General features: G+C 57.2%; 23 protein-coding genes. 15 read left to right on the top strand and 8 right to left on the bottom strand.

The window, feature by feature from the left end:
- The first annotated feature begins 79 nt into the window (after positions 1-79).
- The 7 genes from GH722_04000 (at position 80) to GH722_03970 (ending at position 6,462) form a co-directional block, all read left to right on the top strand.
- Positions 80-931 carry an ABC transporter permease subunit gene (locus GH722_04000; protein MRG70920.1) on the top strand — a complete coding sequence of 284 codons (852 nt, stop codon included), beginning with the start codon at positions 80-82 and terminating at the stop codon, positions 929-931.
- Positions 871-1,698, top strand: coding sequence for an ABC transporter permease subunit (locus GH722_03995; GenBank protein ID MRG70919.1), 828 nt, complete (start codon positions 871-873; stop codon positions 1,696-1,698). Before GH722_04000 ends, GH722_03995 begins: the two co-directional genes overlap by 61 nt.
- 67 nt (positions 1,699-1,765) lie before the next feature.
- Positions 1,766-2,857 (top strand): twin-arginine translocation signal domain-containing protein, encoded by a 1,092-nt coding sequence (locus GH722_03990; protein ID MRG70918.1) that lies wholly within the window; start codon positions 1,766-1,768, stop codon positions 2,855-2,857.
- A gap of 4 nt (positions 2,858-2,861) precedes the next feature.
- Positions 2,862-3,638 (top strand): ATP-binding cassette domain-containing protein, encoded by a 777-nt coding sequence (locus GH722_03985; GenBank protein MRG70917.1) that lies wholly within the window; start codon positions 2,862-2,864, stop codon positions 3,636-3,638.
- Between the two features lie 44 nt (positions 3,639-3,682).
- Positions 3,683-4,597, top strand: a complete 915-nt coding sequence (locus tag GH722_03980) for an SMP-30/gluconolactonase/LRE family protein (GenBank protein ID MRG70916.1) — start codon at positions 3,683-3,685, stop codon at positions 4,595-4,597.
- Positions 4,598-4,615: 18 nt separating this feature from the next.
- Positions 4,616-5,374 (top strand): SDR family oxidoreductase, encoded by a 759-nt coding sequence (locus tag GH722_03975; protein ID MRG70915.1) that lies wholly within the window; start codon positions 4,616-4,618, stop codon positions 5,372-5,374.
- A 17-nt stretch (positions 5,375-5,391) separates the two neighbouring features.
- Positions 5,392-6,462, top strand: a complete 1,071-nt coding sequence (locus tag GH722_03970; protein MRG70914.1) for an isocitrate/isopropylmalate dehydrogenase family protein — start codon at positions 5,392-5,394, stop codon at positions 6,460-6,462.
- Positions 6,463-6,530: 68 nt separating this feature from the next.
- Here GH722_03970 and GH722_03965 read toward each other — a convergent pair whose 3' ends face one another.
- Both GH722_03965 and yaaA read right to left on the bottom strand, forming a co-directional pair.
- Positions 6,531-6,971 carry a nucleoside diphosphate kinase regulator gene (locus tag GH722_03965; GenBank protein ID MRG70913.1) on the bottom strand — a complete coding sequence of 147 codons (441 nt, stop codon included), beginning with the start codon at positions 6,969-6,971 and terminating at the stop codon, positions 6,531-6,533.
- A 559-nt stretch (positions 6,972-7,530) separates the two neighbouring features.
- Positions 7,531-8,316, bottom strand: a complete 786-nt coding sequence (gene yaaA / locus GH722_03960; GenBank protein ID MRG70912.1) for a peroxide stress protein YaaA — start codon at positions 8,314-8,316, stop codon at positions 7,531-7,533.
- Positions 8,317-8,522: 206 nt separating this feature from the next.
- Here yaaA and GH722_03955 point away from each other — a divergent pair, with 206 nt between their 5' ends.
- Complete coding sequence (locus GH722_03955) at positions 8,523-9,419, top strand: LysR family transcriptional regulator (GenBank protein ID MRG70911.1); 897 nt, start codon at positions 8,523-8,525, stop codon at positions 9,417-9,419.
- Here the strand turns inward: GH722_03955 and GH722_03950 are convergent.
- The 5 genes from GH722_03950 to GH722_03930 all read right to left on the bottom strand — a co-directional run bounded on the left by GH722_03950 (position 9,378) and on the right by GH722_03930 (position 15,257).
- Positions 9,378-10,259, bottom strand: coding sequence for a hypothetical protein (locus tag GH722_03950; protein ID MRG70910.1), 882 nt, complete (start codon positions 10,257-10,259; stop codon positions 9,378-9,380). The genes GH722_03955 and GH722_03950 overlap by 42 nt on opposite strands.
- Before the next feature lie 12 nt (positions 10,260-10,271).
- Positions 10,272-12,170, bottom strand: coding sequence for a tricarboxylate transporter (locus tag GH722_03945; protein ID MRG70909.1), 1,899 nt, complete (start codon positions 12,168-12,170; stop codon positions 10,272-10,274).
- 136 nt (positions 12,171-12,306) lie between these two features.
- Entirely contained in the window at positions 12,307-13,395 is a 1,089-nt protein-coding gene (locus GH722_03940; GenBank protein MRG70908.1) for a hypothetical protein, read from the bottom strand.
- A 163-nt stretch (positions 13,396-13,558) separates the two neighbouring features.
- A complete protein-coding gene (locus GH722_03935) occupies positions 13,559-14,461 on the bottom strand; it encodes an MBL fold metallo-hydrolase (GenBank protein MRG70907.1) in 903 nt (300 codons plus the stop codon).
- 37 nt (positions 14,462-14,498) lie between these two features.
- On the bottom strand, positions 14,499-15,257 hold the full coding sequence (locus tag GH722_03930) for a helix-turn-helix domain-containing protein (GenBank protein ID MRG70906.1): 759 nt from the start codon (positions 15,255-15,257) through the stop codon (positions 14,499-14,501).
- A 226-nt stretch (positions 15,258-15,483) separates the two neighbouring features.
- Here GH722_03930 and GH722_03925 point away from each other — a divergent pair, with 226 nt between their 5' ends.
- From GH722_03925 to GH722_03915, 3 genes are read left to right on the top strand one after another with little or no spacing between them, the layout of a single operon-like run.
- On the top strand, positions 15,484-16,446 hold the full coding sequence (locus tag GH722_03925; GenBank protein MRG70905.1) for a tripartite tricarboxylate transporter substrate binding protein: 963 nt from the start codon (positions 15,484-15,486) through the stop codon (positions 16,444-16,446).
- A gap of 33 nt (positions 16,447-16,479) precedes the next feature.
- Positions 16,480-16,926 (top strand): hypothetical protein, encoded by a 447-nt coding sequence (locus GH722_03920; GenBank protein ID MRG70904.1) that lies wholly within the window; start codon positions 16,480-16,482, stop codon positions 16,924-16,926.
- A 12-nt stretch (positions 16,927-16,938) separates the two neighbouring features.
- The gene (locus GH722_03915) at positions 16,939-18,405 is read left to right on the top strand and encodes a hypothetical protein (protein ID MRG70903.1); all 1,467 of its coding nucleotides are present in this window, start codon (positions 16,939-16,941) and stop codon (positions 18,403-18,405) included.
- An 18-nt stretch (positions 18,406-18,423) separates the two neighbouring features.
- Here GH722_03915 and GH722_03910 read toward each other — a convergent pair whose 3' ends face one another.
- Positions 18,424-19,467 carry a helix-turn-helix domain-containing protein gene (locus GH722_03910; protein MRG70902.1) on the bottom strand — a complete coding sequence of 348 codons (1,044 nt, stop codon included), beginning with the start codon at positions 19,465-19,467 and terminating at the stop codon, positions 18,424-18,426.
- Positions 19,468-19,617: 150 nt separating this feature from the next.
- Between GH722_03910 and GH722_03905 the strand changes: the two genes are divergently transcribed.
- From GH722_03905 to GH722_03890, 4 genes are all read left to right on the top strand, one after another.
- On the top strand, positions 19,618-21,639 hold the full coding sequence (locus GH722_03905) for a TonB-dependent receptor plug domain-containing protein (protein ID MRG70901.1): 2,022 nt from the start codon (positions 19,618-19,620) through the stop codon (positions 21,637-21,639).
- A gap of 144 nt (positions 21,640-21,783) precedes the next feature.
- Complete coding sequence (locus GH722_03900; GenBank protein ID MRG70900.1) at positions 21,784-22,908, top strand: ABC transporter substrate-binding protein; 1,125 nt, start codon at positions 21,784-21,786, stop codon at positions 22,906-22,908.
- 122 nt (positions 22,909-23,030) lie between these two features.
- The gene (locus GH722_03895; protein MRG70899.1) at positions 23,031-23,996 is read left to right on the top strand and encodes an iron chelate uptake ABC transporter family permease subunit; all 966 of its coding nucleotides are present in this window, start codon (positions 23,031-23,033) and stop codon (positions 23,994-23,996) included.
- Between the two features lie 4 nt (positions 23,997-24,000).
- Positions 24,001-24,789, top strand: coding sequence for an ATP-binding cassette domain-containing protein (locus tag GH722_03890; GenBank protein ID MRG70898.1), 789 nt, complete (start codon positions 24,001-24,003; stop codon positions 24,787-24,789).
- Positions 24,790-24,804 lie beyond the last annotated feature (15 nt).

The raw sequence follows: 24,804 nt of genomic DNA, 5'->3' as shown, positions 1-24,804 counted from the left end.
GGAAAATGACAGTCCTTTAATAAAATGACTAGTCATTAAACAAACAATGACAGACAAATAAGACCACGCAGGATAAATCGTGGCAAGTATGGAAACGGGGGACATCGGGATGCCGGCAAAATCGCCAGCTGACATATTACAGGCGCGGACGCCGGGCGGCCTGCGCGCTCGCCTGGAAGGACTGGCGGGTCGTCCCCGGGTGCTCTATCCGTTGTCTTTCCTGTTTGGCCTCTGTGTCTGGGAGCTGATCGCGACGCAGATTCCGGATGTTATCTTCGCGTCACCCAGTGCTGTCGTTCTGCATCTTGTTGATGCGACGCTGACGGGTGAGCTGCCGCGGCTCTTTGCCAGTTCGCTCCAGCATATGCTGCTGGGCCTTTCGCTCGCCCTGCTTGTCGCGGTCCCGCTGGGGTTCCTCATGGGGCGAAACGATACTGTCTTCCAGATGTTCGACCCGGTGGTCAATGCGATCTTCTCAATCCCGTCAATTGCCTTCGTTCCTTTCCTGATCATCTGGTTCGGTGTGTTTTTTGAGGCGCGGGTCTCGCTGGTTTTCGTCATGTGCGTGTTCGATATTCTGGTCACGGTGGCGGCCGGTGCCCGGAATATCGAGCCCCGCATTATTCAGGTCGCCCGTTCTTTTGGTGCTGACCGCCGGTCAATGTTCTTCAAGGTTCTGATGCCGGCGAGCTATCCGTTCCTGCTGACCGGGTTCCGGATTGGAACCGTCCGTGCCGTCAATGCAATGATCACCGCAGAACTGTTCTTCGCCACGGTCAATCTGGGCGAATATATGGAAGATGCCGCGTCGGAGTTTAATGCGCCGGCAATGCTGGCCGTTGTCTTTGGTCTCGCGGTGTTCGGTCTCGGATGTCAGGAAGCCATCAAGTGGCTGGAGACCCGGTTATTGCCCTGGCATGTGAGGGACTGAAAATGGACAAATCCCGGAAAATGTTCCTGCAGTTCAGCGGCGTTGCCATTGTTCTGGTGATCTGGGAACTCAGCGGCCGCGTCCTCGGCGAGCTGTTGCTGGCACCACCCTCCATCGTCGCCGTGAGTTATATCGAGCTGCTCCTTGATGGCGAGATGCTGACTGAACTCGGCGCTTCGATGCGGCAGATGTTCGTCGGATTCGGCTTCTCATGCCTGATCGGCATGCCGCTGGGTGCGGCGATGGGTCGTTCAAAGATCATTGATGCGCTGGTCCATCCATGGATCAGCATGATGGTCGTGACATCCGTGGCTGCGCTGGCACCGGTCTTCATCCTGTTGTTTGGCACGGGCTTTGAATTCCGGGCGGCCATCGTTTTCGTTGCTTCCATCGGCTATGTTGTGCTGACCGCATATCATGGATCCCGCGGGATTGATCCGAAGATGCTTGATGTGGCCCGGTCATTCGGGACCGGCCGCATTGATATCTATCGCAAGGTCGTGCTGCCTGCGTTGTTCCCCTATCTGATTACCGGCGCCCGTCTCGGGCTGGTTCATGCGATCCGGGCCATGATCGTGGCTGAAATGTTCGTCATCGTCGGCTATGGCGGCCTGATCTTCCAGACAGGTCAGGACCTCTCGACGGCGCCTATCCTCTCGTACCTCGTCACCATCATGATTGTCAGTATCGGCGCGAATCTCCTGCTTTCATGGGTCGGTCGGCGTGTTGCCCCCTGGTACGATTCCAAAATGGCAGCGGGGCAATGAATCTGATGCTGCCTTTCGACATGTTAATCGACTTCGAAACTTCTAACGACTTCCGGCATTCAAAAGAATGGAAGCGCACCTCCAAGGAAACAGCCAAGTTAAGGAGAAGAAAATGATTACCAGACGCAATCTGCTCAAAGGCGCGGCACTCGGTACCGGTGTCGGTTTACTGACCTCGCAACCGTTCAGCTTCGGCGGCATCATGGCGGCACAGGCCGCCGGACGTGCCCTGAAAATGAATATTCCCGGTAATACGCTCGGTGTTCACGTTCCCTATATGGCGGCGATGAATGAAATTCTGCCCTCCATGGGATATGCGAAGGCCGACTGGGAACGCGTGAAAAAGCTGCAAACAATTACCCAGTCCATCCTGTCCGGCTCGGTCGAAGTGGCCGCCGGCGATGCGATCTCGACGTTGCGGGCTGTCGAGGCGGGGGCTGATCTCCGGATCATTGGTAACGGCTTCATGCACACCAGCCTGGTCTTTGTGGTCAATGGCGACAAGATCCAGAAACCGGAAGACCTGTATAAAGATGACGTGACGCTGGCCGTGAATTCGAAGGGCGACTTTACGCATGTGATGGTTGTCGGCCCGATGACCAGACGCGGCATCGACATGAACAAGGTCAATGTCATCAAGATGGGCGGATCGGGTACGCGGATGCGCGCCCTTGCCGCAGGTAAGGTTGATGGCGTGCCCCTGCACTTTGACCAGGCCTCGGCACTCGCCAAACAGGGCAATTTCAAAGTGCTGATCGAGCCTGCGAAGGAATATGAATCCTTCCTTGGTGAAGTGTATATCTGTAGCGGCGAATGGCTTGCCAAAGACGACAACAGGACAGCCGCCAAGGATCTGATCAAGGCAACGATACAGGCGTTCCGCCGGGCCAATTCGGATGCCGGATGGTATGCGGAAATGTACAGAAAGTACGGCACAAGCAAGGATATGGCGACGGCCACTGACGCAGAAATCGAGGTCGTCCGGCAGGCACTTGGTGTCGAGATCGGATGCTGGCCGAACAACATGGACCATAAACTGAGCGTCTATGAAGAACTGCTGCCGGTCTATAAGGCTGCTGATGCGATCAAGGGTACCGTGGATGTTTCCAAGGTTGTCGAAACATCCCTGGTGGACCAGGCGCTAAAGGAGCTCGGTTAACACCATGACGGCGAAACTCGAGCTGCGGAATCTCGAAAAAAGCTTCCCGCGCGGAAAGGAAGAGCCGATCCGCGTTGTTAAAGATTTCTCACTGGAGATACGTAATCTCGAGTTTCTCGCCGTCATCGGTCCGAGCGGATGCGGGAAGTCAACGATGCTCAGGCTTATTGATGGCCTGATCCCGGCAGATCAGGGCTCCATCTTCATGGATGGGCGCGATGTTACGGGGATCGTTGGCGGCCAGGGTCGTGGCATGGTGTTCCAGAGCTTTGACCTCTTCCCCTGGCGGACAACCCGCGAGAATGTCGAATTTGGACTGGAGGTCAAAGGGGTCGCTCCCGCTGAAAGGCGAGAGCGTGCCCTGCATTACATCAATCTGGTCGGCCTGTCGGGGTTTGAAGATTCGTTCCCGCACGAGTTGTCCGGCGGTATGCAGCAACGTGTCGGCTTCGCCCGGGCGCTGGCCATCAAGCCGGAAATATTGCTGATGGACGAGCCGTTCGGGGCGCTCGACGTGCAAACCCGGGACATCCTGCAGGACGAGCTTCTGAATATCTGGGACAAGGAACAGAAAACCGTTCTGTTCGTCACGCACAGTATCGAAGAAGCCATTTATCTGGCCGACCGTATCGCCGTGATTACGCCAAGGCCGGCACGCGTCCATCGCATTATCGACGTGCCTTTTGACCGTCCGCGTCACGAAAGTATCAAATCACTTCCGGAGTTCCTGAATATGCGCCAGGAAATCTGGTCCTTCCTGAAGGAGGGTGTACAGGTCTAGAGGCACGGGACAAGAACGACCGCCTCCAGTCCGGCACATATCATATGTTTGCACCGCCACCTGAATTAACCGCCGAGGTTTTTACCGCTCTCCCGGACGAGCTAAAGAGAAACGGCCATAAGTCAGAATGGTCTTTCGGCAAGGCCAACCCGGATATGGGGTCTTTTCTGGAAGGGCCCAGCATCGACCGGAACGGTGACCTTCTGGTCACCGATATCCCCTTTGGGCGTGTGTTCCGCGTTGATGGCAGTGGCAAATTTCATCTCATTACCGAATTTGAGGGTGAGCCGAACGGTCTGGCGATTCACAGGGACGGCACGCTTTATGTCGCCGACCACAGGAATGGCCTGATGACCGTCGACCCGGTTACGGGGACCACCAATAATATTCTCAGGCGCATCCGGCGTGAGGGATTCAAGGGTCTCAATGATGCCCTGTTCGATCTCGACGGGAATCTATACTTCAATGATCAGGGTCAGACCGGGATGCAGGACCCGACCGGGCGGATCTATCGCATGCGGCCGGATGGCGAGATCGACTTGCTGGTCGACACGATCCCGAGCCCCAACGGTATGGCGATCAGTCCGGACGGGCGGGTGCTTTATGTGGCTGTCACCCGGGCCAATCAGGTCTGGCGTCTGCCATTGCATCCGGATGGGACCACCACAAAGGTCAACATTTTCCTGCATCTTTCCGGTGGACTGACAGGACCGGACGGGCTTGCGATTGATGCTGACGGGAATCTGGTTGTGTGCCATTGCGGGCTGGGAATTGTCTGGGTGTTCAGCCCGCTGGGTATTCCGCTTTACCGGATCCATACACCCACAGGACTTGATGCAACGGCTGCCTGTTACGGCGGCAAAGACAACAAGACGCTTTTCATCACGGAGTCATCGACCGGTTCAATCCTTACGGTCGATCTTCCAACGCCGGGTGCAAAGATGTTCTCGCATGCGTAACACGGCCGGGAGACTTTAATGAACAGCACCACCCCCCGAACGATCGTTGTCACCGGTGCAGCACAGGGTATCGGTCTGGCCCTCGTAAAGTCGTTCCTCGCCGAAGGCGATAAGGTCTTCGGGATCGACATTAATGCTGCGGCACTGGATGCGGCGAAGGCTGATCTTGGCGACAGCGCGGCCTTCATTCCCGTCGTGGCTGATGTTGCCGACAGGGCATCTGTGGATTCTGCTGTGCGGACTATCGCGCAAAGTGCTGCGCTTGTTGATGTTCTGGTGAACAATGCGGCGGTGGTTCGTGCGACACCTTTTGAAGACGTCACGGCAGACAACTGGTCACAGGTGATCGGTGTCAATCTGACCGGTGTCTATCACTGCGTACAGGCATTGCTGCCGCTGTTCGCAAACCCGGGGCGGATCATCAATCTGTCGTCACATTCCGGCAGACTGGGCAGTCTGAACCGCGCTGCCTATGCCGCCTCCAAGGGTGGTGTCGACAGCCTGACGCGGGTTCTGGCGGTTGAACTGGCCGACCGGGGGGTCACAGTGAACGGGGTTGCGCCGGGGCCGGTTGATACGCCGCATGCCAGGGAAAATCATTCAGAGGCGCGACGGAAGGCCTGGACCGATGCGTTGCTCGTAAAGCGGTACGGTACGGAAACCGAAATTGCGGCGGCCGTAAAATTCCTCGCCTCCAGAGAAGCGGCCTTCATTACGGGGCATATCATTGCGGTCGACGGCGGATTTACCGCGGCGGGACTGACCTCCACAGGCTAACTCATAAAGGAAAGATAATGGATATTCTCGTTCTTCCGGGTGACGATATCGGGCCGGAAATTTCTGCGGCCGCCCGTGATATTCTGTCGGCTGCTGACGATATCTTTGGCCTCGGACTTGATTTTGAAGAGCGCCCGATCGGGGTTGCCGCTTTCAAGGATTGTGGCAGCACGGTTCCGGAAGAGGCGATCAGCGCCGCCATGGCGGCTGACGGCGTAATACTGGGTCCGGCAGGCATGACAGACTATCCCGAAGGTCATCCGGGATGGCTGAATGTGCCGGGCACAATCCGCAAGCGTCTCGATCTCTTTGCCAATATCCGGCCTGCCAGAACCCGCCCCGGCGTGCCCCGTGCGCGTGAAGGTCTGGATGTGACCATTGTGCGCGAGAACACAGAAGGGTTTTACTCGGACCGCAACATGTTCCACGGCATCGGCGAATTCATGCCGACTGAAGATGTCGCCTTGTCGGTGCGCAAGATCACAAAGCAGGCGTCGTACCGGATTGCGAAAGCGGCATTCGAGACAGCGCATCGTAAAGGCGGGCATGTCACCGCGGTGGGCAAACGTCATGTCCTGCAGGTGTCAGACGGATTGTTCATGCAGGAAGTTGCGCGCGTGGCAGCCGACTATCCGGGCGTCGCGTGGCGTGAAATGGATATCGATGCCATATCTGCCGATCTTTACAGCTATCCGGAAAAGTTCGACGTTATCCTGATTACCAATATGTTTGGCGACATTCTGTCCAATGCAGCGGTTGCCATGTCTGGCAGTCTTGGGCTGGCGGCGGCTATCAATGCGGGTGACACGCGGGCGATTGCCAATGCAGGGCACGGATCGGCTCCGGATATCGCGGGGCAGGGCATTGCCAACCCGACCGGTCTGGTTCTGTCGGCGACGATGCTGATCGAATGGATCGGGAACAAGAACGGTCTCAACAGCTATGCCGATGCAGCAGCGGCCATTCATCGTTCTGTGGATAGCGTACTGGCTGATCCGGCGACACGGACACGCGATCTTGGTGGTTCCTGTTCGACGGCAGATTTCACCACGGCGATTATCTCTGCGCTTCGGAAAAATGCCGGCTGAGCCTTCGCCTGTTTACTGAACCGCCCCTTCAGGCCGATGTATGACCTGAAGGGGCAGAACAGCAGGTTTCAGGCTGTGACCGGATGGACGGCGGCGACCCGGGCAACCCGGATGATTGTAAGCTGGCGCCGTTCTCCGGCATTTGTTTCCCAGTCGATGCTGGCGCCCTCTGACAGGCCGATCAGTGCGGCGCCGACTGGTGTCAGAACTGACACCCGTCCTTCGGAGATGTTGGCCTCGGCGGGCAGGACGAGGGTCACGGTATGGTCGTTTCCGCTGATATCGTCCCGGTAAGTTACCTCGGACCCGATATTGACTACATCAGCCGGCATCTTTTCAGATGACACGATAAGTCCGCGGTCGATTTCCTGCAGCAGTCTTGCCGCAACGGACGGGAATCGCTGCTGAGCGCCATAAGCGATTTTCTCAAGGCGGTCATAATAAGCCGCATCAATGATGATCTTTGGCTCATGGCCATGAACGGACGATAATTCGGGACTGGATGTCATTTTAATCTCCTGGTGTCTGATGGATGTTTCAGAAGTAAATTCTGCTGTACTGGTGATATTTCGGGGGCAGGTTTGCCTGTCGGCGCGATGGAACAGTGTCTTCAGGATAGCCGTGTTTCGCGTCGTGATGCCGTGTCAGTCCCCGTTAAAATCCGGATGCTCGAAGCATCAGATCTGCGCGTGCAGACCTGCCGACAAATTGAATGTTGACGGCTGGACCTGAGGCGACAGGTGAAAGCGTTCGAAACGCCGGTCGTTAAGTTAGTGCTGAAAAAGTCCCCGAGCGCGGTACGGCAAAGTCAGGCGTTCACCAGGCGCGGGGCATATGTCCCCAGGCCAGTGATCCGGCATGAATCATAAATCGGACGATGTGTGCAAAAGGGTACATGGACAACATGTAGGAATTGCCCCGGCCATTGTCAATCCTGGTCGAAGGCCGGGTAACAGGCTGAAATCGCAATATTTCCGGGTATTTCAAATTATCTCTGGCAGTTCCCGGTTCGACCTCCCGGGAGCGGGATGCAGGGCAGTGCTGCACCAGGCCGGAGAAGACCCTCTGCTAACCCTTTTTAGGTGGCTGGGGGCGGGTGAAGACGAGTTCGCTGTCGGTTGAGGCGGCGGCGTCGAGGCTATAGCCATCGGCGTTGAAATCTTTCAGTCCGTCAGCCCGGTCGACACGGTTTTCCATGATCCAGCGTGCCATGCTGCCACGGGCATGCTTGGCGTAATACATGAGGGCACGGGCCTGCCCGTCCTTCACGTTCAGGAACTTCGCCGAAATCACCGGCTGCCCGAGGGCGCTGGTATCGACGGCCTTGAAGTATTCGTTGGAGGCCAGGTTGACCAGAGTTGTGTCGGCATGACCGGCAAGGTCTGCCTTCAGCTGATCGGCAATACGCGCCCCCCAGAATTCATAGAGGGATTTGCCGCGGCCATTGGCCATCTTTGTCCCCATCTCAAGACGATAGGGCTGGATCGCATCCATCGGACGTAACAGACCATAAAGGCCGGAGAGAATACGCAAATGATCCTGCGCGTAAGTCAGCGTATCGTCGGACAGGCTGTCAGCCTCTAGCCCCCAATAGACATCACCGTCAAAGGCCAGTCCGGCCGGTTTGGCGGAGTTGCTTCTGTTGTCGAGATTGAAAGCCTGAAAACGCTCGAAGTTCATGGTCGCCAGATTGTCGCTGATATGCATCAGGCGTTTCAGGTCGTCTGCCGTCTGGGTCTTCGCGACAGTCGCAAGTTCCTTCGTATCGTCGCGCAGGCGCGGCTGTGTGACCGGCACGCCCGCTTCGACGGGATCCATGTTCATCTTTTTCGCAGGGGAGAGTAATGTCAGCATGATCTGTCCTTTCCTCCTAACATCAATCCAGCCAGTCCGGATTGGTATGCGTGGGTTTGTGACCCGATGAACCTAACCCTTGATATTGAGATTTCAACCGTCTGTTCCCGGACTTCCGAAACAGCAGGCTCTCTGCTTCCCGCCACAGCCCGCTTTCCCCCTTCCGCCATTGGCCGCATACTGCGCCGACAAGATGAAGGCGTCCGATGAGATACAGTGTTGATGAATTGTCCGCCTTCGTTGCGGTGGTGGAGCTGAACAGCTTTTCTGCGGCTGCCGACAAGCTGCATATAACGCAGCCGGCACTGTCGCGCAGGATAGCCAAGGTCGAGGAGGGGGTTGGCGAAACCCTGCTTCTGCGCCGCACGAAGAACATCGAGCCGACACGCCTCGGCAAGCGGTTCTATACCATTGCCAAGCGCCTGATGATCGAGTTCCAGAGTGCCTCGGCGGAGTTGCAGAACATCCGGGATGATGCCAGCGGCAAGGTGTCTGTTTCGGTCAATATGACCTGGTGCAGCGTTATCATGCCGGAAGTCATCGGGACGTTCCGCCAGCTCTATCCCGGCTATGTCCTGAACGTCCATGAGGGGGCCAGCGTCTTCGCGGTCAAGAAGGTCTATGACGGCGAGGTTGATCTGGGTATCACCCACAAACCCCGGCGGCTCTATGGTGTTGAGTTCGAGCCTCTGCTGACCGAGGAATTCGTGGTCGCCTGTCACCGGGATCATCCGCTGGCAGCACTGGATGTAATTCCGTTACGGGAATTCAAGAAGCATGTCTGGATGCGGCTGCTGCGCGATGAAATGTTCTCGTCACTCGACTGGATCGAGTTTGAGGGGAGTGAGAGTTTCCCGGAAACGCTGGTCAACGCCAACCACTACTCGACAATTCTGCGGTTCGTGGACAGCAATCTCGGGGTGACGGTTCTGCCACGCATGGCGTTTCATCAGTATGAAGGGACGAACCTGGTGTTACGTCCCTTCGCCGAGCCCCTGATCCGTCGCACCGTTGGCCTGCTGGTCAAGCAGGACCGCGAACTGTCACAGGCGGCAACAAAATTAAGAGAGATTATCCGGACGGCTTTCGCCGCCCATTCCTGAGACGGGGATGGCCTGACCTGAGACGGGGAGTGGTGATGTGATCAGTTGCACCGCCGGGGCGATCATCCGGGCGTTTTCGTGGGCAACATCGGGAACCGCCTGCCAGCGCCAGCCAAATTCCAGACCGAGTTCTGCCGCCATTTTTCCGGCGCTATGAAAATAGGTCTGGCTCCGCGCAAAACGGTGAGGGCCCTGGGCGAGGTGTCCGTCAGACCACCATGGCGGATAGGGGCCATTGCGGTCCCGGTCGCCGACCAGAATGGTTACCGGTTTCTGCAATGCCCTGCGGATCTGCGCCTCGGAAATGTCGCTGCCTTTAAGGCCGAACGGCAGGGGGATGTCCCGGTCAAACAGGGTGTACCAGCCGGCATTGGCAAAGATGGCCCGGCTTACCCGGTCCCGGGGACTGAAGGTCAGATAGCGGTGGGCGAAGGCGGCCCCGGCGGAGTGACCATACAGAATGAACTGCTGCGCGGCTCCGCCAAGGGCTGAATTTACCGCATCGAACAGCCGGTCCAGAATGGCACCATAACTGACAGACCAGTCCTGTGGTTCAAACGGGTCTTCCGGCGACCACAGATTCGCGTAGGCATAAGGGGGGTCAGAGAAGTATTCCGCTTCGAAGTCCGGGACGACCACGAAGAAACCATGCTCGTCGGCGTGGGGAGCCCATTTGTCCCGGGATGTCCGGGCGGCACGGCTGGTGCCATGCAGAACGATGACCACCGGGCTTTCATCTGTCAGATTTTCCGGGCGGTGATACCAGGCCGGAATCTGCTCTCTGGCGTGACCTGCGGGGATGTTCAGTTCGAACCGACCGCTACCGGTATGCAGCTGCATTTACATGCCCCCCTATGGCCAGAATGGCATGACGAGATTGAACAGCCCGCCCGGATATTCGAGGTTCAGCTGGCGGGCGATCAGATAGAGACACAGGCAGAATATGGCACCGGCAATCACCGCCTTGAGGACCGGAAGCTTTGCCTTCCGGACAAGGAAGGCACTTATGAAGATGCCGGAACCGGTGAGAAAACCGAAAATCCCTGCGCAGCCGAGGAAAGCGGCGAGGACAGCGATATAATATTCACCGGAAACGATTGCCGGATTACGGCCTGTCAGGCCTTCCTCGTCATAGTGACAGGACGCGCCGGAATGCCGGAACAACTGCAGGCCAAGCGGCAGCATGAAGATCAGCGACAGACCGGCAGCAACGACCTGAAAAGTGCCGGTCAGAAAGCTGTAGCCCAGACCGTCGATAAACAGATATGTGGCAAAGACCGCCAGAAACAGGAAGAACGCCTTTTGTGGCCAGGTGTTTCTGTAGATACGGCATGCCGTCTGGTCGGTGACTTCACGGGGGCGGCTGCGCATGACGCTGACGACCGAAATGATGGTCAGGATGATCAGAATAATGACAACCGGACGGGTGAAGATTTCCAGTCCGTACATGGACGACGCCCGGTAAACGTTCGATTCAATCTGCGGCGACAGAACAAAGCCGATCAGCAATGCCGGTCGTGACCAGCCGAAACGCTTGAGATAAATGCCGAGGATACCGAGAGCGAGCAGCGCATAAAGATCACCCCAGCCTCTGGTTGCCTGAAACGCCGCAAAGAAGATCAGCCCGATCATGAAGGGGGCGATCAGCAGGTAGGGAATGGTGGTGATCCGGGCAATCTGGCGGGCCATGACGAGGCAGAGTCCGGCACCCAGTATATTGGCCAGTGCCAGAGACCAGACGACAGAGAAAACCACATCGCTGTTATCCTGGATCATGGACAGGCCCGGCTGAATGCCGATCAGGACAAAACCGCCAAGCAGAATGGCCATATTGCCGGATCCGGGGATACCGAAAATCAGGGTGGGGATAAGCGCGCCGCCTTCTTTCGCATTATTGGCGGATTCTGGTGCGATCACGCCCCGCACGTCGCCGGTTCCGTATGTCTCCGGATTTCGGGTGGTCTGAACGGCGTGACCATAGGCGATCCAGTCGATAACCGATCCGCCGATGCCGGGCAGGGCACCGCCAAGGCAGCCAATGGTGGCGCAGCGCAAGGACAGCCACCAGTGCCGCGTCCAGTCCCGCAGCCCGGCCAGCCAGCCGGCATTCAGTCGACCAATCTCGGAGATGGCGGTTTGCTGACGGGCGAGAGCGACGATCTCCGGCACCGCAAACAGGCCGAGACCGACAATGATGATGGGGACGGATTCGACCAGATATTCGGTGCCGAAGCTCAGTCGTTCAACGCCGGTTATGGGGGCGGCGCCAAAGGCGCCGATCATCAGGCCCAGTCCGCAGGATGCCAGACCCTTGAGATAGCTGGCCCCGGTCAGCATGCCGACCATGGAGAGAGCAAAGACGATCAGCATGAGCTGTTCGGCAAAACCGATCATGCGCAATATCGGTTCGGCAAAGAACAGGGCGACAGACAGGAATACTGCGCCCACAAGGCCGCCAAAGATCGAAGAGACGAGACCGGCTGACAGTGCCCGTGTCGCCTCGCCCCGCCGGGACATCGGAAAGCCGTCAAGGACGGTGGCCTGCGAGCCTGCGGTGCCGGGAATGCCCATCAGGACGGCGGGGAAGGTGTCGGAGGTGGTGGTGACCGCCAGCAGACCGACCATCATGGCCAGTGCCGGTGCCGGGTCCATGCCATAGATGAAGGGCAGCAGCAGGGCCAGTCCGGCCGATCCGCCCAGTCCCGGCAGGATGCCAACGACGAGACCAAGGACGACCCCGGCTGTCAGCATGAGCAGATGCGGGCCGCTGAAGACGGTCGCGGCTGATAAAAACAGTTGGTCAAACACGGGGAAACACTTTCGTCAGAACGTGGTGGCGCGGGGAAAGGCCAGCCTGATGCCAGCCTTTCCCGACGACGTCATACCATCAGTTTAAAGTGACACCGTGCGTCTTGCGCATATAGGCCTCGGCGGCCTTGCGTTCTTCCGGCCCAAAACCGGAGGCACCCTTAAAGGCGTTGGCCATGTCCTCGCCATAGACAAAGGACTGCGCCTTGATGTCGTTGATGATGCCTTCCATGTATTTCCCGTTGCTTTCGAGTGACCGGAAAGCCGCGATATAGGCGTCAACCACGTCATCCGGTGTTCCCGGCGGCAACATGATGGATTTCGCCAGATTGGTGCGCAGGTAATGCATCACCTTGTAAGTTGTATATTCAGGACCTGAAGGGGCCTTGCCGTTTACGGCTTCATAGAGTTCTTCAAAGGTCATGACATCAGGCAGGCTGTCGATACGCTTGTCCTTGCCGTCACTATCGACACCACCCTGAACGAACAGCGGTGATACACGCCCCGGCCCTTCCTTTCTGGCCATGCCTTCATAGCTGGAAAGGGAGTCATTGTTCGCGCTGAGTTCACTGCTCAGGAAGGCACGCTTCTGTTCGCTGGTGCTGAGACCGAAGATGGCGCGATGCGGAATTTCAAGCATATCCAGCACCATCAGGTCCCCAAGGTCGAGGGACAGCGGGGCATTGGCCCCATTCAGCAGTGTCGTGCCGCGAAGCTGTTCAACACCTTCTTTGGTGCTGGCTCCCTGCACGCCGGTTTTTTCCGGATTGGTGTAGTAAACGCCGACGCGGGGATAGCCGATCACCGGGCGCATTGTGTTCGGATCGTATTTGACCGTCTCTGAACCGAAGACGAACGGCACCCAGCTGGAGGTTGACCCGACGAGAATGCTGGTGCCGTCGGTTTTGGCAGAGCCGACCCAGGCATTCACACCGGTCACCGATCCGCCACCGGGCTTGTTCAGAACGACGATTTTGGGGTTGCCGGGCAGCGCGTCTTTGAGGAACGGCTGCAGAAAACGCGCAAGTGAGTCACTGCCGCCGCCTTCGCCGAAGGGAACCAGAATGGTTACTGTCTTGCCACTCAGGTCGAGGGCCTGTGCCGGTCCGGCGATGACGAGCATTACCGCAGCAATGGTGAGTTTTTTCAGTGTTGCAGAAAACGTCATTATTTCCTCCCAAATTATATTTAACCTCTCCTTACTGCCGAACAGATCTATAAATCAAATCTATTAAATTGATGGTTTTATGCATGGTGTGCATAGCTTGGTTTGTGGGAAGCTGATGTTGGGTCCGGGCAGGTTTAATCGCTCATCCTGCCCGGCCAGTGCCTCACAGCGTCAGTGAGGTCATGTCTGTGCCGATGGTCAGCGGGCCGTTGTAGAATTCACGGATTTCCTGCTCCATGATGACCATGTCGGCGTCGGATTTCGGGCGGATATGGGTAGCCATCAGATGCCCGACGGAGCATTCACGGGCAATGGTTGCCGTCTGTTTCGTATCGGCGAGGGTGAATTCGGCGACGCGGCTCAGATGTTCATCATCCTCGCATTTCGAGTAATTCTCGAAACAGCATTGCACCAGAACATCTGCGTCCTGTGCGAGGCGGCGGATGCCACCGCAGTCGATGGTGTCACCGCTGATGACAATCGATTTGCCGGCCGCTTCAAAACGATAGCCGAGGCAGCGCCAGTTCTTTACGAACTCCTTGCGGAAGCCGAGCTTGTGGCCATGCACGACATAATCGCAGGAAACTTTCCAGCGACCCATATCGACCACCATTCCCGGCGTGACATCAACAGCACGAACCGGTTTCCAGCCGCCCCATGCAGGTTCGCCGACGGAACGCCATTCGATGTCCTTGGCATAGACGACATTCATCAGTGCATCGACAATGGCTTCTGTTCCCTGCGGGCCATAGACCACCAGTTCCTTGTCGCGCCCCCGCAGCCAGGAGGTGATGAGAACATCGGCCAGATCGCTGATATGGTCGAGATGGTGATGGGTGATGAAAATCGGACTGATCATTGCCGGGTCTTCGCCAGCCTGTACCAGCCGGATGCCGACGCCGCGTCCCGTATCGAACAGCAGCCGTTCATCATTATAGCTGATGAGGGTGGACGGGCCGAACCGTTCGCCATCGACCCACGGTCCGCCGGTTCCCAGAAGGCGGACAGAAATTTTCGGGTCAGTATCGGTGGTCGTACCGGTCGGCATGTCATTCGCTGTCGTCATGGTGAATTCCCATATTCTGATGTTCTTTAACGGTGAGTTATGGTGCGGCTTCAGGGAGGTAACCCTGATCCCGCGAGATTTGCAGCGCGGTGGCCTTCAGGCGTTCCCGTGCTTTGGCTTCTGCTTTTCCATCAAGCCGGAACCGGGGGCCGAGAACGGAGATCGCGGCCACGACCTTTCCCTCAGCATTGAAAACAGGCGCGGCGATGCCCTTGGCCTGATCGCTGTAGGTCTCGTCAACAGTGGCAAGCTGGCTGGCGCGGATATCCGGCAACAGGGCTTCGATGTCAGATCGGCTGGTCAATGTCCGTGAAGCCCGGGGGCGCAGACGCCCCGACAGGGCCATGGCGCGGTAATCTTCATCGCCGAAGGCAAGGAAGATCAGCCCCGGGGCGGTGCAGTAGGCTGGCAGCATTTCGCCAGGCTCCATGACAACGCGCAGATCCTGCGTGGAATTTGCAACGAAGGTGACAAAGATCAGGTCGCCATCCAGTTGTGCCAGATGAATCGTTTCATTGAGTTCGGAATGCAGGCCGAGCAATATTTCGCGGGCGAAGTTCAGTGGCTTCAGATGTGCCCTGCGAACAGCCGCCAGCCGGGAGACGCCGGCACCGATCCGATAGCGTTTGGTATCGGCATCCTGCTCGACAAAATCCATTTCCTTCATGCTTTTCAGCAAACGGTGTACAATGACCTTGTCGATACCGACCCGTTTGCTCAGTTCCGTAAGGCTGTGCTCCGGATTTCCGGGAGTGAACTCGTTCAGGACCCTGATTGCGTTTTGTACTGTCTTCATGAGCCGGGAATACCAAGGGTTTCAGGTGAAAAGCGGATGCAATTCCAGCGTCTGGTAATTTGACAGCTATCACAAATCTCGCTAGCGTGTAACTATAATATATACGGAGTTGATATTATATCAACAACCGTCCGGTCTTTCCTATCCCGGTTTAAGTGTGCGACCGAACAGGGGAGGGGGTTGGTGAAAGACTATTGTCAGTCAAACCAAACGGTGGAGAAATTCGATGAATGCTTCAAGAATTTACGGGTTAGCGGCTACGGTAATGATGGCCGCAACTGTTCTCGGGGGGAGCGCCGGATCAAAAGCTTTAGCCAGTGACCCCGTTACCTTTATCGTGCCCTGGGGGGCCGGTGGGTCATCCGATACATATGCGCGAACCCTCGCCGCATCGATGCGGGAAACGCTGGGCCGTGAAATTGTTATCGTGAACAAGAGTGGCGCAGCAGGGACGCTGGGTACTGCACTGGTGGCAAAGGCAAAGCCGGACGGCAAGACACTGGGTTTCTCTGCGCTGGCACCTTACACGATGCAGCCGCATCTGCGTAAGCTGAGCTATGATGTCGATTCTTTTGATTATATCTGCGAGCCCTTTGCCAGCCCGATGGCGCTGGTTGTTGGTGAGGAGTCAAAATTCAATAACATCGCGGATATCGTCGAGTTCGCTAAGGCGAATCCGGGGAAGCTGAAATATGGCTCACCGGGTCCGGGTTCATTGCCGCATCTGGCGATGGTTGAACTGGGCCTGCGCGCCGGTGTCGAATGGACTCACCTGCCGGCCAAGGGTGGTGATATGGGCAATGTCCGGAACCTTCTCGGCGGTCATATAGATATGGTGCCGATTCAGATCGTCCCGGTGGCCTCGAACCCGATCAAACCACTGGCCGTATTTTCCGAGGCGCGTCTTGATGAGCTGAAAGATGTTCCGACGATAAAGGAACTTGGCTACGATGTGGCCCATGTTATCTGGGGTTCGCTGTTTGCCCCGAAGGGGACACCGAAAGCCGATCTCGCCAAGTTTGAGGAAGCCTGTGAAAAGGCTGTCTTCTCTCCGGCTTACGAAGCACTGCTGGACAAGACCAAGGTGCCTCAGCTCTTCAAGGGACAGACCGAAACGGCTGAGTTTGCCCGCAAGGAGTCGGATAAATACAAGGGCCTTCTTGAGAAGGCCGGCATGACAAAGAAGTAACTTCCGGTGACCGGCAGGAGATGAGGACAGGACATGAAGAAAACGGCGCATGATATCATTTACGCGTTAGTGCTCCTTGGTATCAGCGCTTTTTTCTTCATGGAAACGCAGTCGGAAACCTTCCAGATTTCCGGGCCGGGTCTTTCCGGTGATGTGTATTTTTATCCGCAGATCCTGCTGTTCCTGCTGGCCGCCCTGTCGCTCGGGATGGTCGCGGAAACATTGCTGTCCGGGGGTGGCAAGGTTCAGCCAGTGGCGGTCGAAAAGACGGCGCCTTTCCTTGTCACGATGGCGCTGACCATAGCCTTCGCCGTCCTTTTCCCGTACCTGCCCTTTCTGGTGCTGGCAATTTCATACTGTGCCCTGCTCGGCTTTCTGCTCGGCTACCGAAATTACCCTTACCTGCTGGGCATGAGCCTCTGTTTTCCGGTCGCCGTCAGTCTGGTGTTTGAAAACCTGCTTGATGTCCCTCTCCCCTAGACTGAGCCAGCCATGATTGATGCGCTTTCCCAGATTCTGGCATTCGATGTTCTCGTCTCAATGTTTGGCGGAACCATTCTTGGCGTTGTCGTCGGGGCTGTTCCCGGCCTGGGGTCGATACTTGGCCTGTCGATTGTCCTGCCGTTCACCTTTGGTATGGATACGCTGCCCAGCATGGCGCTGCTGCTCGGTGTTTATGCGGGGTCTGTCTATGGCGGTTCCATCTCGGCGATTTTGATCAACATACCGGGTACACCACAGTCGGCAGCGACCTCGATCGACGGATACCCGATGTCCCGCAAGGGGCAGGCGGGCCTTGCGATTGGCTGGGCGACGCTGGCTTCCTTGTTTGGCGGCACCTTTTCGGCTTTTGTGCTGATGAGCATTGCCAGCCCGCTGGCCTATTTTTCGCTGCGTCTCGGCCCCCCGGAATTCTTTGCCCTGACACTGATGGCGATGGTCTGTGTCGCCGCTGTGTCGCGCGGCAGCATGATAAAGGGCTTCATCGCCGGGATTATCGGCCTGTTTGTTGCTGTTGTCGGCAGTGACCCGATTACCGGTGATCTGCGCTTTGAATATGATGTGCTGGAGCTTTCGGCGGGGGTGAACAGGGTCGCGGTTCTGATCGGCATCTTTGCGCTGTCAGAAGTGTTTGTGCAGGTTCTGTCCGGCAACAAGCCGGTTGAGTATCCGACCAGCGGTCTGGCCTTCCGGCTACCCGGTCTGGGGGCTGTTCGGGCGCGGCTGAAGACACTGGTGAAGTCGGCCTTTATCGGGACGTTTATCGGTATTCTGCCGGGCACCGGTGCAACAGCGGCTTCCTTTGTCAGTTATCTTGAAGCCAAGCGTACCGGCACATTCCGCGAGAAATTCGGGGAGGGCGAGCCGGAAGGCATCGTGGCGTCAGAAACCTCCAACAATGCGGTGACCGGTGGTGCGCTGGTGCCAAGTTTGGCGCTTGGCATTCCGGGGGATGCTGTGACCGCCCTGATCGTGTCGCTGCTGATCATCAAGGGGGTGCAGCCGGGGCCTTTCCTGTTCACGGATGATCCGGGATTCGTCTACAGCGTCTACTGGATATTCTTCTTCATCAATATCGTGATGGCCGTTGTCGGTGGCTTCATGACCCCGATATTCACCAGAATTCTCAAGATTCCGAAGGAACTTCTGCTGGGCGCAATAACAGTTTTCGCCTTTGTGGGGACCTACTCCCTGTCGGGCAGTGCGTTTGAAGTGCTGACCTGCCTGATTGCGGGCATTGTCGGCTGCGCCATGCGGATGAACAATTTTCCGCTGTCGGCACTCGCTATCGGCCTGGTCCTCGGACCGCTGGTCGAGGAAAGCCTGCGCCAGAGCCTGATCATGACAGATGGCAGTTTCCTGGAGATTTTCTACCGCCCTTACAGTGCGATCATTCTGGCGGTCACGATTCTGCTGATGTTCGCCATGAACCTGAAAAACAAACCCACCACGAACTGAACCTGCGGTATCTGACGGTTAACCCCGAATGCTCGACGGCGGTATGGAGAAGCGTTTCCGGAAAGCTGTGGCGAAGTTGGCGGGGTTATTATAGCCCGCACGATAGGCGGCTTCGCTGACGCTGACGCCTTCCTGCTGAAGTGCATCGCGGGCACGGAGCAGGCGGTGTTCGCGGAGGAATTCTGAAATCGGACACCCATAGGCGGCTTTGAATGCCCGTTGCATGGAGGCAACGCTGAGGCCGAGTTCGGAGGCCAGGTCATCCAGACCAAACTGCCGGTCCAGTGACCGCAGCAGGTAAGCGCGGATACGTTCAGCCCGTGCGCGCGTTTGTGGCGGAAGATGGTCGTTGGCGATTGCCGGCTCGCTGGCCGTCGTTGGTACGGCGGATATCTCGTCCAGCGCAGCCATGACAATTTCGATGGCTTTGCTTTCTGCGGCCATACAACGCATCAGGCGGCTGCCGGATTGCAGGGCAATCACCTGTTCGGCAAGTTTCAGAATATGTTCGGATGGCGTCCATGACCGCAAAGCCAGATGCTGGCTGAAGAAAGACTGAAGGCCGGATTCTTCGGCTTTTCCGCCATCCATCTCTGCGGTCAGCCAGCTTGGTGGCAGGGTTACGATAACTTTCCGCAGCCGGGCGCCCTTTCTGGAAGTCCGCCTGAAATGCTCTTTCCGGGTCAGCATCCAGAGATGGCCCGCCGGTCCGTCATCATTACCAAGGGTGACGTGTTTACTGCCAAGTTCCAGATCGACTGTGCCTTCCAGAATGACAGCTACGGACAGCCGTGGTTGCAGGATCGAACCCGTCGCGAGGTCATGCAGGGAAACAGTGTCGGTTGCATGGACGGCCAGTCCGGAATGACAGCGGAAGTTATGAAAGCGACCCTTGATAAGGGGTGATTCCGAGTTCAGGTGCGGATTGGCAATTTTGAATTCCTTGCCGGTGCGGAGCGCCAGCCGGAGGAGGTCGTCACCATAGACGCAGCCATTGATATCCGTTTCGCTGAAACTCTCGGTTCTGGCCTTGTAGGTGAGGTTCTGGCGGATTGATGTCATCTGTTTGGTCTCTGGGTTGAGTCAGCAAGGCTGACGTTTTTGCAAAGAACTTTGATTGTTTGGCAAACGCCGTCGTTCTGGCACGGCAACCGTTACCTTGATATTAAGAATTATTCTTAATTGCTCAAGCATCATCTTGAAGGTACAGCCATGAACAACCCGACGACGCGGGATAATCCGCGCGGTCTGCCGCACATGAACCGGCATCATTCCCTCACCCTGCGCACGGCGCTGATGATCGGCGCCGGGGCGCTGTTCGCGCCAACAGCGGTCCTTGCTCAAAGCGCCACAGTGCTGAAGCCGGTGAAGGTTGAAACCTCGGCAGAGGAAGAAGTCGCACCGGGCGGGGTGAAGATTGACGCGGAGACGCTGGACCGCCGTAACCCGGCGGATATCAAGGATGTCTTCCGCAACCAGCCGGGCGTCACTGTCGGTGGCAGCACGGCAGTAACCCAGAAAGTCTATGTACAGGGGATGGAAGATACGAACCTGAACGTTCAGGTGGATGGTACGCGGCAGGTTAGCGCGACCTGGCATCATCTGGGGACGGCGGTTATCGATCCGGGCCTGCTGAAGGCGGTTCGTCTGGAGCCGGGCGTAGCGCCTGCTGATGCCGGTCCGTCTGCACTTGGCGGGTCGTTGCAGTATGAGACCAAGGACGCACGTGACATTGTCCGCGATGGCGAGATATTCGGTGGCTTTGCCAAGCTGTCCTATAACACCAATACCCGTGGCTTTACGGAAAGCGGTCTGGTTGCAGCACAGCATTCCGGATATGAAGTTCTGGGTTATGCGACCAATGCCGGGGGTAACAATTACACGGCAGGTAACGGCAACGATCAGCCTGGTTCAGCGCCGGAACTGACCAGCGGCATGGCAAAGTTTGCTGCCAATGGCAGTGGCGGCCACCGGGTTGAGGTATCCGCAAGCTATCTTGAGGATGTGGGCATTCGCCCTGCGCGTCCGAACTTTGCCAGCCTGAACAACGGCCTTGGCGGCCGGCTGAACCGGACGGAGTTCTATCAGAGTTCGGTAGCGGTGTCCTATCGGACGGAAGAGCCGACGGATATGTTCAATCCGGAGGTCGAACTCAGCTACAACAAAAACCAGATCACCTCTTTCGACGTGTTTGCCGGTGGTGTCACCAGCGACCTCGGTGGCGACGTGACCTCATACAACGGCAAGGTGGCGAACACCTTTACGACTGACGTGGCTGCGGTAACGACGGGTATCGATTTTTATAATGATGAGGCAGTTGGCACCTATGAAGGTAAGCCGGGTGCCGCAAATACGCCGGGAACCTCCAGTGAAGAGGCGACCAATATCGGTGTCTTTGCGCAGGCGCGTGTGCCGGTGACAGATGAATTCCGCCTGTCGCTTGGCGGCCGTGTTGATAACCAGTGGTTCACCGGTACGGACAAGTCCGAGCTGTTTAATTACGGTTTCAGCGGCAACGTCAATGCGGAGTATGACGTTCAGAACTGGCTTACCGCCTATGCCGGAACGGGGACAACATTCGGGGGTATCCCGCTGGGTGAATCCGCAATCTACAACTTCTCCGGTATCTGGACATATGGTGGCCTGCAGCCGTCACGGTCTTACAATTTCAAGACTGGTCTGAATGCTGAATATGAAGGCTTCAAAGGGTCCGTCGGGCTGTTCTACAACGAGATCAAGGACGATCAGGATCTGTCGAACGCTAACCGGACGGTGGCTTATGACCTGATGACCCGCGGATTTACGGTAAATGCGGGCTATGACTTTGATCAGGCGTTTGTGCGCGGTAACTGGTCGCACACCATTGTTCGCCTCGACGGGGTGCCGCCGTCATCGACCACGGCTGCTTTCTATGGCCAGCAGATCGGCGACATGTTCTCGCTCGAAGGCGGCTACAGCTGGGACAACATTGGTCTCACAACCGGTGCTTCATCCGAATTTGTCCTGCGAAACGATGATGTCGCAGAGGCTCCGATGCCCGGATATGTGGTGTTCAATCTGTACAGCGAGTGGACGCCGACATTTGCCGAGTATGTGAGCCTGCGTTTCGACGCCAAGAACATCTTTGATCAGGCCTATTCCGACCGGGCGACGACCGGTCAGGATAATACGGTGACCAATCCCTATCTTGAACCGGGCCGGACATTTCTGGTTACGGCCAAGGCAAAATTCTAGGCCGGAACAAACAGATGAGGGGGAGCAGCCATTGACAGGGGACATGGCGCTCATCTTCGGGGCGGTACAGGCAGTCTTTCGGGGCTGCCTGTTTCCGTGCCGGAACGGACAGTTGAAACGCATGACAAATTTGGAAACAAGTCGATGAAGTTCAGGTTACTCGCAGTCGCATTGTTGGTGCTGGCACCGCTCTGCCCGGCCTCTGCCGAACCGTTTACGGTTACAGATATTGCCGGTCGCACAGTCACGGTGAACGGGCCGGTCAGCCGCATCATTCTGGGCGAGGGGCGATTTCTGCCAAGTCTGGCAATTCTGGAACGTGGCAATCCGGCGGCCCGCGTGGTCGGCATGATGGGAGAGTTCGAACAGCTCGACCCGTCAACCTACCGCCAGTATGTCGAAAAGTTTCCGATGATTGCGGAAATTCCATTGCTCGGCAAAAGCGGTTCCAGCTCTTTCAGTGTTGAAAGTGCGATTGCCGTCAAACCTGATCTCGCGATTTTTGGTATGTCGAGCGGCCATGGGCCGGGTGCCAAAAGCGTCGAAATTCTGGCCCAGCTTGAAGCCGCCGGTGTGCCGACAATTGTGATCGATTTCCGGATGGAGCCGCTGATCAATACACCGAAAAGCCTGGAACTTCTGGGCAAGGTGCTGGGCCGGGAACGTGAGGCGAAGGAGTTCCTCGATTTCTACAGGCATGAACTTGAACGGGTAGAATCGGTTCTGCGGACCGTGACTACGCGTCCGGACGTGTTCATGGAAAGCCATGTCGGTCTGCGCGACGCCTGCTGCAATGCTTTCGGCAATGCGGTGATGGGCCGGTTTATCGATTTTGCCGGTGGTCACAATATATTCGGTGACCGTATCCCCGGTGCTGTCGGTACGATCAGCGTTGAAGACCTGCTGGTCAATCAGCCGGATATTTATGTCGGTACGGCGATCGGTAATGTCCCGGTCACTGAAGAAACCGGGAAGCGGATTGTGCTCGGTGCAAAAGTTTCGCCGGAAATCGGCGCGGCATCACTTGAGACCTCAACCCACAGGCAGGGTGTGTCGGACCTGACGGCGGTCAGGGAAGGTCGTGCCTATGGCCTGTGGCACCATTTCTACAATACTCCGATGAGCGTTGTTGCTGTGCAGGCACTGGCAAAATGGTTCCATCCGGAGGAATTTGCCGGGCTTGATCCCCGGACCACGCTGGAAACTTTCTTCGAGCGGTTCCAGCCGTTTCCGGTTGATGGTGTTTACTGGACGGGTCTGCCGCAGTGAAACCGGGTCTGACCACATTGCAGGCAGATCTTCCGGCGCAATCCGCAGACCGGGCTTCGCTGGCGACGGAATATAATCGTTTCGTTTTCCGGCGGCTGCTCTGGCTGGGTCTGTTTCTGGCCATGCTTGCGGCCAGCGTCATAATCAACGTGATGACCGGGTCGGCCGGCCTCGACATGATGACCGTGATTACCGGTATTCTCGATCCGTCGTCGCTTGACCGGACGACGCAGGTGATCATCTGGGAGGTTCGCCTGCCATTTGCCATTCTGGCGGTGGTCGTTGGTGCCTGCCTTGGTCTGGCAGGCGGTGAAATGCAGACTGTGCTGAACAACCCGCTGGCCAGTCCGTCCACGCTTGGGGTCATGCATGCGGCGGCACTTGGCGGGTCGCTGGCGATTGTCTTTTCGCTGGGATCCGGCGTTGTGCCGGAAGCTTATGTTATTCCGTTCTGTGCCTTCATCGGTGCGATGCTGGCAATTTTCTGCATCCTCGGTCTGTCGCGGATGTTCGGTTCTGCGCTGGATACGGTGGTGTTGTTCGGGATCGCCATGGTGTTTGCGCTGGATGCGCTGATCTCACTGATCCAGTTCGTGGCTGACTCAGACAGCCTGCAGCAGATCGTGTTCTGGACCATGGGGTCGCTGGCCCGGGCAACCTGGGAAAAAATTGGCATTGTCGGCACCGTGCTGGCTGTCTGCCTGCCGTTTTCGATCTTTCAGGTCTGGCAGATGACGGCGCTGCGGGGTGGCGAGGAATATGCCCGCAGCTATGGCATGGCCGTTGACCGGCTGCGATACACGGTTCTGTTTCGGGTCAGTCTGCTGACGGCTGCGGCCATTGCCTTCACCGGGGTGATTGGCTTTATCGGGCTGATCGGCCCGCATATTGCGCGCATGGCCTTTGGTGAAGATCACCGGTTCTATCTGCCGGGCTGTGCGCTGGCCGGCGGGTTCATCCTCTCCAGCGCCTCGATCATCAGCAAGACCATCGTTCCCGGTATTCTGGTTCCTGACGGCATCGTCACCGCGCTTATTGGCATTCCCCTGTTCATGGGACTGCTGATGTCACGACGACGGAAGGCATAGGGCCATGCTGAATATCAGCCATCTTCAGGTCAGTTATGGTGCGGCCCGCGTGATCGGTGACCTGTCACTGCCGACGGTCATGCCGGGTTCAATTACGGCGGTTCTGGGACCGAACGGGGCCGGAAAGTCGACGCTGCTGAAGGCAATTGCCGGTCTGGCGTCCTGTCGTGGCACCGTCATCCTGAATGACGAGAATATCACCACGAAATCGCAGCGTGCCCGGTCGCAGATGATCGGATATCTGCCGCAGACCCTGCCCTTGCCGACAACGCTGGTTGCCTATGAAGCGGTGCTGAGTGCCTGCCGGTCAGTCCGCTCTGATCTGTCACGGGTGGAGGCCGAAAAGGCGACCGAAGATACATTCGACAGGTTAGGCATTCGCCATCTTGCCATGCGGGGGCTGGATCAGCTTTCGGGTGGTCAGCGGCAGATGGTCGGGCTGGCCCAGGTCATTGTCCGGGAACCACCGGTGATGCTGCTTGATGAGCCGACATCTGCTCTGGATCTGCGCTGGCAGCTTGGTCTGTTCGACGTTGTTAAATCGATAACCCGCGGGCGGACTGCCTGCTGTCTGGTGGCATTGCATGACATCAATCTGGCAATGCGACATTGCGATCAGATCATTCTGCTTCGCGACGGCGACCTTGTCGCGGCGGGCCTGCCGGCCGAGGCAATGACCGAGCAGGCACTGCATTCCACCTATGCGGTCGAAGGACGGATTGAGACCTGCAGGCTGGGCACACCCTATGTCATCGCGGACAGGGTGTCGTCTGATGCGGCTCTGGGAAACTGACGGGGATAATCAGAA

This window comes from Alphaproteobacteria bacterium HT1-32 (assembly GCA_009649675.1).
Taxonomy (GTDB): domain Bacteria; phylum Pseudomonadota; class Alphaproteobacteria; order Rhodospirillales; family HT1-32; genus HT1-32.
Note: the sequence above shows the minus strand (reverse complement) of the source record. Positions and strands in the feature narration are given on the sequence as shown.